The sequence below is a fragment of the Amycolatopsis sp. NPDC004625 genome, assembly GCF_040609695.1.
GTDB lineage: Bacteria > Actinomycetota > Actinomycetes > Mycobacteriales > Pseudonocardiaceae > Amycolatopsis.
On record NZ_JBEXKX010000018.1, the window covers coordinates 21,397 to 33,924 of the forward strand.

The 12,528-nt window shown below is 73.3% G+C and carries 9 protein-coding genes; all 9 read left to right on the plus strand.

Annotated elements, in window-relative coordinates:
• Positions 1–2: 2 nt before the first annotated feature.
• On the plus strand, positions 3–773 hold the full coding sequence (locus ABZW17_RS21910; protein ID WP_354816937.1) for a LysM peptidoglycan-binding domain-containing protein: 771 nt from the start codon (positions 3–5) through the stop codon (positions 771–773).
• Positions 766–2,586, plus strand: a complete 1,821-nt coding sequence (locus ABZW17_RS21915) for a VgrG-related protein (RefSeq protein ID WP_354816940.1) — start codon at positions 766–768, stop codon at positions 2,584–2,586. The genes ABZW17_RS21910 and ABZW17_RS21915 overlap by 8 nt, the downstream gene beginning before the upstream one ends.
• Before the next feature lie 13 nt (positions 2,587–2,599).
• Positions 2,600–2,881, plus strand: coding sequence for a PAAR domain-containing protein (locus tag ABZW17_RS21920; RefSeq protein ID WP_103352784.1), 282 nt, complete (start codon positions 2,600–2,602; stop codon positions 2,879–2,881).
• A 7-nt stretch (positions 2,882–2,888) separates the two neighbouring features.
• Positions 2,889–3,308, plus strand: coding sequence for a GPW/gp25 family protein (locus tag ABZW17_RS21925; RefSeq protein ID WP_354817235.1), 420 nt, complete (start codon positions 2,889–2,891; stop codon positions 3,306–3,308).
• Positions 3,308–5,269 carry a putative baseplate assembly protein gene (locus tag ABZW17_RS21930; protein ID WP_354816943.1) on the plus strand — a complete coding sequence of 654 codons (1,962 nt, stop codon included), beginning with the start codon at positions 3,308–3,310 and terminating at the stop codon, positions 5,267–5,269. Before ABZW17_RS21925 ends, ABZW17_RS21930 begins: the two co-directional genes overlap by 1 nt.
• Positions 5,270–5,489: 220 nt before the next feature.
• A complete protein-coding gene (locus ABZW17_RS21935) occupies positions 5,490–6,029 on the plus strand; it encodes a phage tail protein (protein ID WP_354816945.1) in 540 nt (179 codons plus the stop codon).
• Between the two features lie 3 nt (positions 6,030–6,032).
• Positions 6,033–7,010, plus strand: coding sequence for a zinc ribbon domain-containing protein (locus ABZW17_RS21940; protein WP_354816948.1), 978 nt, complete (start codon positions 6,033–6,035; stop codon positions 7,008–7,010).
• Positions 7,011–7,039: 29 nt separating this feature from the next.
• Positions 7,040–11,113, plus strand: a complete 4,074-nt coding sequence (locus ABZW17_RS21945) for a translocation protein TolB (RefSeq protein WP_354816951.1) — start codon at positions 7,040–7,042, stop codon at positions 11,111–11,113.
• Between the two features lie 90 nt (positions 11,114–11,203).
• Positions 11,204–12,526: a hypothetical protein gene (locus ABZW17_RS21950; RefSeq protein WP_354816954.1), complete on the plus strand. Its 1,323-nt coding sequence runs from the start codon at positions 11,204–11,206 to the stop codon at positions 12,524–12,526.
• Positions 12,527–12,528 lie beyond the last annotated feature (2 nt).

Sequence of the window (12,528 nt, forward strand, 5' to 3'; positions counted from 1 at the left end):
CCATGTCCTCCTCACCCGTCACCTTCACGTCGGCCGGCTCGGCGCCCCCGGCCGCCTACGGCTCCGGCGAACCGGCGCCGAACAACCTGCAGCGCGCGTTGCTGGAGGTCCGGAAACCGCCGCAGTCCGGGGGGACCGGGCAGCCGCCCGGCGACAAGCTGTTCGACATCAAGTTCCAGTTCAACCCCAAGGAACTCTCGCTGAGCAAGAACGCCAAGTGGGGCCGCGACGCGCAGCCGAACGCCAAGAAAAGTGCGCCCCCGCAGTTCAAGGGCTCGGACCCGGCCAAGCTCGCGCTGGAGATGTTCCTCGACGCCACCGACAAGATGGACGACGCCGTCGTCAAGAAGGTCGAGCAGCTGTTCACCTGCTGCGTGGCCACCGAGGACAGCCGCACCAGCCGGAAGCCGTCGCCGCCGTGGGTCATCTTCAAGTGGGGCGGCATGACCGGGTTCCCCGCCTTCGTCTCGTCCGTCACCGCCAAGTACACGCTGTTCACGCCGTCGGGGACGCCGGTGCGCGCGGTCTGCACGGTGAACCTGGAGGAGATCTCGGGCGAGCTCGGCGGCCAGAACCCGACGTCCGGCGCGCTCGCGGCCCGGGACACCCACGTGCTCGTCGCCGGGGACTCGCTGGCGTCGGTGGCGTTCCGCGCCTACGGCGACGCCGGGAAGTGGCGCGAAATCGCCGACGCCAACGACATCGACGACCCGATGCGGCTGCGGCCCGGCACCCGGCTGCTGGTGCCCGCGCTGGAGGAGCTCGATGGCTAACGAGACCTTCACGAACACCCTCATGGTCGAGGTCGAGGGCACCGCGCTGCCCGACGACGTCAAGGTGATGCTCGCCTACGCCTACGTGGACGACAGCCGGAACCTGCCGGACACCTTCGTGCTGCGCTTCCGCGACCCCGGCTACGTCGTGCTGGAGAAGGGCAAGTTCAAGGTCGGGGCGAAGATCAAGCTGAAGGTGCAGACGTCCGACCCCGGCGGCCCGCAGGAATTGCTCTCGGGCGAGGTCACCGCCGTCGCGGTCGACCTGGACCGGCACGGCACGTTCACCGAGGTCCGCGGGTACGACCAGGCGCACCGGCTCTTCCGCGGCCGCCGGGTCGCGGCGTACCCGAACATGACCGTCGCCGACGTCGTGCGGAAGGTCGCCCGGCGCGCGGACCTGCCCACCGGCAAGATCGACAACGTCCGCGGCTTCGGCGGCCGGCCGAACACCCAGCTCAGCCAGGACAACGTCAGCGACTGGGAGTTCCTGACCCGGCTGGCCGACGCGGTCGGCGCGCAGATCGCCGTGCGCGAGGGGAAGCTGAACTTCGAACTCCCCGAGAAACCGTCCGGGGCGCCCTCGACCAGCACCAAGGCGACCGCCGACCCGCTCGTCCTGGAGGCGCACGGGACGCTGGTCAGCCTGCGCGCCAGCGTCACCGCCGCCGAGCAGGTCCCCGAGGTGCGGGCCACCGGCTGGGACTACGAGAACAAGCAGGCGATCACCGCCACCGCGATCCCGAAACCCGCCGGCACGGACGTGCCGGGGCTGGACCCGGTGGCGCTCGCCGGAAAGTTCGCCAGCCCGCCGTTCCTCGACGCCGCCTCGCCGCGCCGCGCCCAGGGCGAGGCCGACGCGACCGCGAAGGCGCTGGCCGACAAGCTCGGCGGCGCCTGCACCGAACTCGACGGCGTCGCGAAGGGCAACCCGAAGCTGCGCGCGGGCACCGCGGTCACCCTCGCCGGCGTCGGTCAGCCGTTCGCCGGCAAGTACACGCTGACCAGCACCCGGCACCTGTTCAACGCCGAAGTCGGCTACACCACCGAGTTCACCGTGTCCGGCCGCCAGGAACGCTCGCTCTACGGCCTGGTCGCGGGCGGCGCGCACGGTTCGGCGTGGCCGGGGCTCGTTCCCGCGCAGGTGTCCGACCTGCGGGACCCGGCGAAGCTCGGCCGCGTCAAGCTCACGTTCCCGTGGCTGGACAAGGAGTTCACCAGCACCTGGGCCCGCACGGTCCAGCCCGGCGCGGGCAAGGACCGCGGCACGATGGTGCTGCCCGAAGTCGGCGACGAGGTCCTCGTCGGCTTCGAGCACGGCGACTTCGAGGCGCCCTACGTGCTCGGCGGGCTTTACAACGGCAAGGACACCGCGCCGAAGTTCACCAAGGAACCCGTCGACGGCACAAGCGGGCAGGCGTCCCTGCGCGGGTTCGTCTCGCGGAAGGGGCACAAGCTGGAGTTCGCCGAGGACGACGGCATCATCCTGTCCTCCGGCGACGCGAAGTTCGTGGTCAAGATCGACCAGAAGAACCAGGTCATCGAGGTGACCAGCGGCAAGAGCGTCACGGTCAAGGCGCAGAACGGCGTCAGCATCGACGCCGGCACCGGGCCGCTGGAGCTCAAGGGCCAGAAGGTCACCGTGAAGGCCCAGGCCGAAGCCAGCGTCGAGGCGGGCGCGCAGCTGAAGCTGAACGGCACCGCCGGGGTGAAGGTCGAAGGCGCCACCGTTTCGGTCGCCGGCCAGGGCCAGACGGAGCTGACCGCGAGCGGTGTCGTCACCGTGCGCGGCAGCGTGGTCAAGATCAACTGACGGGGGAGTGCGCATGCCACCAGCCGCGAGGGTCGGCGATCCGACCGGGCACCCGGGCGTCATCGCGGGCCCCGGCGTGCCGACCGTGCTCATCGGCGGGCTGCCCGCCGCGAACGTCGGCACGCTGCACACCTGCTCGTTCCCGCCGCCCGCGGTGCACCCGCCGACGCCGATCGCGCCGCCGGGGTGCCCGACCGTGCTGATCGGCGGCATGCCGGCGGCCCGCATGGGCGACCTGGCCGCCTGCGGCGCGCCGATCGTCATGGGCTGCCCGACCGTCCTGATCGGAGGCTGACGTGGCCGTGACGTCGAACGACTTCCTCGGCCGGGGACTGGCGTTCCCGGTGCACACCGACGCGACCGGTTCGATCGCGCTGGTCGGCGGCGAGCGCGAGATCGTCGAAAGCATCCGGCTGATCCTCGCGACCGCGCCGGGCGAACGGCCGATGCGCCCGGAGTTCGGCTGCGCGGTGCACGACCTCGTGTTCGCGCCCGCCGACGCCGCCACCGCGGGCCAGATCGCCTACGAGGTGCGGACGTCGCTGGAACGCTGGGAACCGCGCATCACGCTCACCGACGTCGTGGTCAGCTTCGCCGAGGCCGACCGGGGGACCCTGCTGATCGACATCCGCTACACCCTGCGCGGCACGAACGACCCGCGCAACCTGGTCTTCCCGTTCTACGTCATCCCGCCCCACGGGTCCACAGAGGACGGTGCGTGATGGCGCTGCCCAAGCCGAACCTGGACGACCGCACCTTCCAGGACCTGGTCGACGAGGCCAAGTTCCTGGTCCAGCGCAACTGTCCGGAGTGGACTGACCACAACGTCTCGGACCCCGGTGTCACGCTGATCGAGACCTTCGCGCAGATGGTCGACCAGCTGCTCTACCGGCTCAACCGGGTGCCCGACCTGCACTACCTGCGGTTCCTCGACCTGATCGGGGTCCGGCTGTTCCCGCCCGCCGCCGCGCACGCCGACGTGACGTTCTGGCTCTCGGCCGCCCGAGACGTCCCGGTGGTCGTCTCCGCCGGCAAGCAGGTCGCCAGCGCCCGCAACGAGGTCGAGGACCCGGTGGTGTTCACCGTCGAGCGCACGCTGACCATCGTGCCGTGCTCGCTCGAGCACCTGGTGACCAGCACGGCCGACACCGCCCTGCCGCCGGTCGACCGCACCGACGAGCTGCTGGTCGGCGGCGGGCCGGCGGTCTTCGGCGAAACCCCCGCGCCGGGTGACGCGGTCTGCTTCGGGCTGTCGGACGCCGTGCCCGGCTGCGCGGTGCTGCTGCGGATGAACTGCGAGGTCGAAGGCCAGGGCGTCGACCCGCGCGACCCGCCGTGGCTGTGGGAGGCGTGGGACGGCACCGGCTGGGCGGCCTGCGAGGTCGACCGGGACAGCACCGGCGCGTTCAACCGGGCCGGGGACATCGTGGTGCACGTCCCGCCCGGGCACACCATGTCGGTGCTCGCCCGCCGCCGGGCCGGCTGGCTGCGGTGCCGGCTGGCCGAGGCCAAGCCGAACCAGCCGTTCTACCAGCGGCCGCCGCGCCTGCACACCGTCGAGGCTTCGACCATCGGCGGGACGGCGGCCGCGGTGCACGCCGAGGTGATCCGCAACGAAGTCGTCGGCACCTCGGACGGCACGCCGGGCCAGCGGTTCCCGCTCGGCCGGCCCCCGGTGGTCGCCGGCGACGGCGAGCTGGTCGTCGAGGTCTCGGGGCCGGACGGCTGGCAGCAGTGGACCGAGGTGCGCTCGTTCGCCGACTCCGGCCCGGCCGACCGGCACGTCATGCTCGACCGGGTCGGCGGGGAGATCGCGTTCGGCCCGGCCGTGCGCCAGCCCGAGGGCGGCCTCCGGTACTACGGCGCCTTCCCGGCCAAGTCGGCCGCGATCCGCGTACCCGAATACCGGTCCGGCGGCGGGCGGCGCGGCAACGTCGCCCGCGAGGTCCTCGAAGTGCAGCGGGACCCGATCCCGTTCGTCAGCAGCGTGGTGAACCGGCGGCCGGCGATCGGCGGCGTGGACGGCGAATCGGTGCGCGACGCGCAGGTGCGCGGGCCGCTGCTGCTGCGCACCCGCGACCGCGCCGTGACGGCCGAGGACTACGAACAGCTGGCCCGCGAAGCGGCACCGGAAGCGGCCCGCGTCCGCTGCATCCCGGCGCACGGCCCCGACGGCCGGGAGACCGGCGCGATCCGGGTCCTGGTGGTGCCCGCGGTGCCCGACACCGGCGAACTGGCGTTCGCGACCCTGATGCTGGACCCGGGCATGCGCGCCCGGATCGAGCGCTCCCTCGACGAGCGGCGCTGCGTCGGCGCGCTGGTGTCCGTGGAACCGCCGTTCTACCAAGGGGTCACGGTGGTCGCGCGGCTGCGCGCCCGGCGCCGGACGACCGCGGGCACCCTCGGGGCGCGCGCGACCCAGGCGTTGTATGACTACTTCAACCCGCTCAGCGGCGGCCCGGACGGCGAAGGCTGGCCGTTCGGCCGCCCGGTGCAGTCGGGAGAGGTGTTCGCGGTGCTGCAACGCCTTCCCGGCGTCGAGCTGGTGGAGGACGTGCGGCTGTTCGCGGCCAACCCGATCACCCGCGAGCGCGGTGACCAGGTGGACCGGCTCGACCTGCCGCCGAACGCGCTCGCGTTCTCGTTCGGGCACCAGGTCCGGGTGCGGGAGGCGGGCGCATGAGGGCGGGCATCCCCGGGTTGCCGAGCCCGCACCCGATCGGCGAGCAGCTCCCCGCGGCCGCCCGTGATGCCGGCCTGATCACACGTGATGCCGCCGCAATCACGCGTGATGCCCCTTCGGTCACGCGAGATGCCCTTTCCGCGCGGGTGATCCGCGAGCGGAACTGCCGATCTCGCGTGATCGAGGGCGTATCTCGCGTGGCCGGGCGGGAGGCGGGCGCATGAGGGCGGGTGTCCGCGGGCTGCCGAGCCCGCACCCGATCGGCGAGCAGCTGCCCGCGGTCTACGCCGACGACCGGTTCGTCCAAGGCTTCACCGGTGCCCTCGACGAAGTCATCGCCCCCGTTCTGTCCACACTGGACAACTTCGCCGGCTACCTGGACCCGGGCCTGGCGCCCGAGGACTTCGTCGGCTGGCTGGCGAACTGGGTCGCGCTGCGCGTCGACGAAAGCTGGAGCCCCGCCCAACTGCGGCAGCTGGTGACGAGCTCGGTCGAGCTGCACCGCTGGCGCGGGACGCGGCGCGGGCTCGCCGAACACGTGCGGCTGCTCACCGGGGGCGCCGTCGAGGTGACCGACAGCGGCGGGGTCGTCGAATCGCCCCGGCCCGGTGCGCCGCTGCCGGACCCGGGGCCGCCCTGGGTGCAGGTGCGGGTGCGGGTGCCCGAGCCGGCGCGGGTCGACGTGCGGCGGCTGACGGCGACGGTCGTGGACGCGGTACCCGCCCACGTGCGGGTCGCGGTGGAAGTCCTGGAGGGCTAGCGGATGGTCATCTACACCGAGTGCGGGCACCAGGGGCCCGCCGACGTCGAGTTCTGCGGCGAATGCGGCCGCTACCTGAAGTGGGACGACGAGCAACCGGTCGCCGTGCGGCCGCACCCCGTGGTGCAGCAGCAGGTCGTGCAGCCTGCCGAACCGGTCGCCCCGGTGCGGCAGCCGGTGCAGCAGACCGTCGAAGAAGAGGTGCTCAACCCCGGCGACCTGATCTGCGGCCGCTGCGGCAAGGGCAACGCGCCCACGCGGAACTTCTGCAGCCGCTGCGGTGCCTCGCTGGCCGAATCCGTGGCCGTCGAGACGTCGTGGTGGCGCCGGGTGTTCGGCCGGAAACCGAAGCAGCACCGGGCGGGGGAGCGGCCGGGCAAGGACGGCGTCCGCCGCCGGACCGGCCGGGCCGGGTCCGCGCGCCGGACCGTCGGCAAGGTGGTCCGCCGGGCCGTCGCCGTGGCGCTGGTGCTCTCGGCGCTGGTCTACGCGCTGTACCAGCCGTTCCGCGGCGCGATCAACACCGTGGCCACCGGGCTGTGGAGCCAGGTCACCGGCGTCTTCGAGGCCAAGCTGAACCCGGTCCACCCGATCAAGGTGACCGCGACCGCCCAGACCACCGGGCACGCGGCCCCCTTGGTCTCCGACAACGCCAAGAACACCTTCTGGGCGGCCCCGGCCGACCGGGAACAGGCGCTGGTGTTCACCTTCGACCACCCGGCGGACCTGCGGAAGGCGATCGTCTACTCCGGCGACGCCGCGAACTTCCAGGCCGAGCACCGGCCGCAGAAGCTGCACCTGGTGTTCTCCACCGGCAAGACCTACGACATGGCGCTGGCCGACACGCCGGACGCCCAGGAAGTCCCGATCGAGAACAGCGAAGGCGCGACCAGCGTCGAGCTGCACGTCGTCGGGCTGCACCGCTCGCTGAACGGCACGGATGTCGCGATCTCCGAGATCGAGCTGTTCGAGGCCGGCTGAGGCACGAAGTCTTCGGGGAGGAACCGACCATGCGCGCGAACCGAGCGGTGGCGGGTGTCGCGGTCGTCGCGCTGCTCGGCGGCTGGGCGCTCACCGGGGCGCAGGCACCGACCGCGGCGCAGGCACCCGCACCGGGGCCGGCGCCCTACCGCGTCGGGTACGTCAGCGCCGCCACGACCGGCCTGTACCAGGCGGACGCGGAAGGCGTCGCGCCCGCGCTGCCGGCCGCGGTCGGCAGCGTCGACTCCGACGCGTCCGCGGGCACCGGCGGCCTCGTCTGGGTGAGCCACCGTGCCGCGGCCCCCGGCGGGGCCGAACGCGACGGCGAACTCTGGTACCTGGCCGACGGCGCCCGGGCCGCGGTGCGGCTGACGAACGACGACGCCGTCGACGTCCACCCGGCGCTGTCGCCGGACGGCCGGACGGTCGCCTTCGCCTCCGACCGCACCGGCAGCCGGGACCTGTTCGTCATCGGCGTGGACGGCCGCGGTCTGCACCAGGTGACGTCCGGGCCGGCCGCCGACGACTCGCCGAGCTGGTCACCCGACGGCACCCGCCTCGCGTTCAGCAGCACCCGCGACGACCCGGCCGGGGACATCTACACCGTCCCGGTCGCCGGCGGCGCGCCGGTGCGGCTGACCGCCGACCCCGCCGCCGACACCCAGCCGGCCTGGGGCCCGGGCCGGATCGCCTTCACCACCACGCGGTTCCACCCGGCCGGCGACGTCGTCCTGATGGCCGAGACCGGCGGCGCGGTCACCCGCGCGGTGCCCGATCCCGGCGACTCGGCCGAGCCGGCCTGGTCCGCGGACGGCGCGCGGCTGGCGTTCACCACCCGCGCGCAGGATCCGCTCGGCGACGTGAAGGAAATCGCCGGCGGCAAGGTCTCGGTCATCTCGGCGCAGCCCGGCACCGGCGAATCGGAGCCGACGTTCCGTACCAGTGGCCGGCCCGTGTTCACCGAGCTGCGCTCGGGTGACACCACCGACATCTGGTCGGCCGACGCGGCCGGCGGCGACCGCCGCGACCTCACGAACCGCCCGGACGCCGACGAGTCCGACCCCGCGTTCTCCGCCGACGGCTCGCAGCTGGCTTACACCGAGACCGGCGTCGGCGAGTCTCCGGACAACGAGATCGTCGTGGCGAACGCCGACGGCAGCGCGCCCCGCCCGCTGACCGGCCCGGCGGACGGGCCCAAGGGCGAGCAGCACCCCGCGTGGTCGCCGGACGCGAGCATGATCGCCTTCACCCGGTCGGCGATCCGCAACGAAAGCCGCGTCGACACCGTGCGGATCGCGCGCGTCGCGGACGGCCGCGTCCTCGGCGAAATCCCGATTCCGCCGTACCTGCGGGCCCGTGACTCGCAGCCGGTGTGGTCCGCGGACGGCACGAAGATCACGCTGACCCGGGCGGCCGCCCGGACGGCACCGCCCGGACCGTCCAGAGTGGACCCCGCGGTGGTGGACATGCCGGTCGGGCAGGGCTCCTCCGGCTCGGTCCCCAAGACGGTGGAGACCGACCGGGTGCCGCCGGACCCGGACATCGTGCTGCTGGTGGACCAGACGGGCTCGATGGGCGGCGTCATCGGCGACGTCAAGACGAACCTCGGCCACGTCATCGACGAGGTGCTGAAGGTGCAGCCGTCGGCGCACTTCGGCGTCGCCGCGTACGGTGACCTCGTCGACGACCACCCGAGCGAGGGTCCGGCGCCGAACCCGCCGCGGTCGTTCTTCGTGCAGCAGCCGCTCACCCCGGTCGAGAACGCCGGCCAGCGCCAGCTGCTCACCGACGCCTTCGGCCGGATCACCGCGACCGGCGGCGACGACACCGCCGAAGACTGGTACCTCGCCCTGCGGAAGCTGGCCACCGGCGCGGTCACCTTCCGCGACACGGGCAACCGGATCGTCGTGCTGGTCGGCGACGCCGCCAGCCACGAGTCGCCGGCGGACGACGAGCGCGGCACGTTCCCGACCACCGCGGCCGTCGTCGACGCGCTGAAGGCCGCGAAGATCCGCGTGGTCGCGGTGCCCGCCATCACGAGCAGCGGCTCGGGCGAGAGTTTCGACGCGGAGACGGACGGGTCGCTCGACGGGCGCGGCCAGGCCACCGCGGTCACGAAGGCCACCGACGGCGTGCTGACCGCGAGCAGCGACGCCGGCCAGGTCAGCGAGGCGATCATCCGCGGCATTACCGACCTCAAGGTGAAGGTGCAGCCGGTGCCGTACTGCGACACCGGCCTGACGATGACCTTCAGCCCCGAGGGGACGCAGCAGGTCCCCGGCGGCACCAAGGCGAACTTCGTCGAAACCGCCACCGTTTCGCCCACCGCGCCGATCGGTTCGCTCCTGCACTGCGAGGTGGACTTCCGCCTGGACGGCGAACCCACCGCGCGGCCCGGCTACACCGAGAACATCACCGTGCGGGTGAAGGACCCGCGGCTGCCGCTGATCACCGTGCACGACAAGACGGTGACCGGCACCGCGCCGACGGTGATCGAGTACTCCGCGACCGCGGTCGACGCCGACCGCGAAACCCCGATCACGCCGTTCTGCACGCCGTCGTCCGGCAGCCTGTTCCCGGTCGGCGCCACCACCGTGACGTGCACGGCGACCGGGCGGAACGGCACCGCCACCGAAACGGCCGTGATGGCGGTCGACCCCGGCGGGGAGTTCCGCCAGGAACTGTGGCAGGCCTCGCTGACCTTCGGCACGGACAGCGTCACCGCGGGGACCCAGCGGAACCTCTCGCCGTCGTTCGGGCCGCCGTGCGGCACCGGACGGCAGGGCTCGGCCGACGTCTCCCCGGACGGCACCGCGCTGGCGTTCCAGAACGACCGGCGGCAGATCTGCGTCGCGCCCGCGGACGGCGGGCCGGCGCGGGTGCTGGTGGGAGACGCCGGGTCCGTCGACGACCCGGCCTGGTCGCCGGACGGCGCACTGGTCGCCTTCGACAGCACCCCCGGGGAGTCCCAGCCGGGCATCCTGGTCGTGCCGGCCGCCGGCGGTCCGCCCGCGCCGCTGATCCGCGGGCCCGGCGGCGCCGCGGAACCGGCGTTCCAGCGGATCGCGGACGTCGCGGTGACCGCCACCGCCGTGCCGGCCGCGATCCCGTTCGGCGGGCTGACGACGTTCGAGTTCGTCGTCACCAACCACGGGATCGCCGCCTCGCCCGGGGTCGGGCTGTTCGTCCGGCTGACGGCGGGTCTGCAGCCGCAGGCCCCGATCACCACCAAGGGCACCTGCACCGCGGACCTCGCCTGCGTGCTCGGCACCCTGGCGCCGGGCGAAACCGCGCGGGTGCGGTTCAGCGCCGCCGGCGTGGTCGCCGGGACGCAGGCCGCGACGGGCACGGTCACCACGGCCGGCCAGGACGCCGACGCGCGCGACAACACCGCCACGGCGGTCGTCAAGGTCGCCGAGAAGCCGGTGCCGCCGGTCACGCCGGGGTCCTTGTCGGTCGGGCTGGCGGTGTCGGCCGTGCCGCTGTTCACCGGGGGCGACGACGTCGGCCTGACCTTCCTGGTGCACAACGGATCCGGGGCGCCGATGCCGGATGTCCGCCTGGTCACGGCGCTGCCGGCGCAGCTGCCGGTGACGTCGGTGCCGACGGGGTGCACGCCGGGCGGCGGCAGCTGCGCGCTCGGGACGCTCACGCCCGGCCAGACCGTCGAGGTCCGGATTTCGCTGGCGGCCAAGGCGGCCGTCGACGCGCCCGTGTCCGGCACGGTCGGCACGAGCGGCCCGGACACCGACGCGCGCGACAACACCGCGAGCGCGCGGGTGGTGGTGCGCCAGCCGGTGGTCACGGTGGATCCGGCGATCGGCGCGCTCGGCTTCGTGCCGGGCGTGGCGGGCACCGGCTTCCCGCCGGGGGCGACGGTCCGGCTGACCTGGTCGGAGGGCATTTCGGCGACGCCGGGTCTGGTGACGGTGGGCGTGGACGGGACGTTCCGGGCGCAGTTCCTGGTGTTCCACCACGACCTGATCGGGCCGCGCACGCTGTCGGTGACGTCGGTGAGCGGGCCGAAGTTCGGGACGGCGCAGTCGAACCCGATCCTGGTGGTGCTGCGCACGGAACAACCCCCGTTCATCACCCGCGGCTGAAACCGCTGCCCGTACGGGCAACCACAGGCGCACGGCCGCACACCCGTCCGCTGGTGCCGCAACCCGGGCCGGGCGCGGAGACTTCCGGGCATGGGAGCAACGGCGACGCTGTCCGAGGCCGGCCTGGTCGCGGAACCGGGCCAGGAGACGAGCTGCTCGGTGACCGTCCGGAACGCCGGGCAGGTCGTCGACCAGTTCACCGTCGACGTGGTGGGGGACGCGAGCGGCTGGGCCACCGCGGAACCCGCGACGATCAACCTGATGCCGGGGGAGACCGGGACGGTCACCGTCCGGTTCGCGCCGCCGCGCTCGTCCGACGTGCCCGCCGGGACGATTCCGTTCGGGGTGCGGGTGTTCTCGAGCGAGGACCCCGCCGGCTCGGTCGTCGAGGAGGGCACCGTCGAGCTCGGCGCCTTCACCGAGGTGACCGCCGAGATCGTGCCGGCCAAGGTGGAAGGCGCGTCCAAGGCCGACTTCGAAGTCGCCGTGGACAACCGGGGCAACCGGCCGGTGGCGGTCGAGCTCAGCCCGCTCGACCCCGAGGACGAGCTGGACTTCCGGCTCGAACGCGACCGGGCCGAGCTCAAGCCGGGGACGGCCGCGTTCATCCGGATGCGGACCCGGCCAAGGAAGCGCTTCCTGCGCGGGCAGCCCGTCCGGCACCGCTTCCAGGTCTTCGTCACCGCCGAAGGGGCCGAGCCCCTCAAGACCGAAGGCACCATGGTGCAGCGGCAACTGCTGCCCAAGTGGCTGCTGCCCGCCCTCGCCGCGCTGCTCGTCCTCCTGCTGGCCCTGGTGACGCTGTGGTTCACCGTGCTGCGGCCGGCGGTGAAGTCGGCCGCCCGGGAGGCGGCCGCGGAACAGAACCAGGAGATCGTGAAGGCCGCGCAGGACGCCGGGGCCGGGGCGGACCAGGCGAAGAAGAACGCCGACCAGGCCAAGCAGAACTCCGAACAGGCGATGAAGGCCGTCGGCCTGACGCCGCCGGGCGACAACCCCGCGCCCGGCTCCGGTCCCGGGGCCCCGCCGTCCCGCACGGCGAACACCACCGCCGACGGGACACCGACGGACTTCCGGGTGGCCGCCGACGCGAACATCGACTCGAACGTCAACCGGTTCGCCGAATTCCCCTACACCCTGCCCGATCCGGCCAAGACTCTGGTGATCACCGACCTCGTGCTGCAGAACCCCCGTGGTGACACCGGAACCCTGCGCCTGCTGCGGGATGCCAACGGCACCAAGAACGTCCTGCTGGAGGTCGGCCTGGCGAACTTCCGCGACCTCGACCACCACTGGCTGCAGGCCTGGCGGTTCCAGCCGGGGGAGAAGATCGTGCTCGCGGTCAGCTGCCAGAACCCGGGGGACCGGGGGCACTGCACGCCGTCGGTGTCCTTCTCCGGCCGGATCGAGTGAAC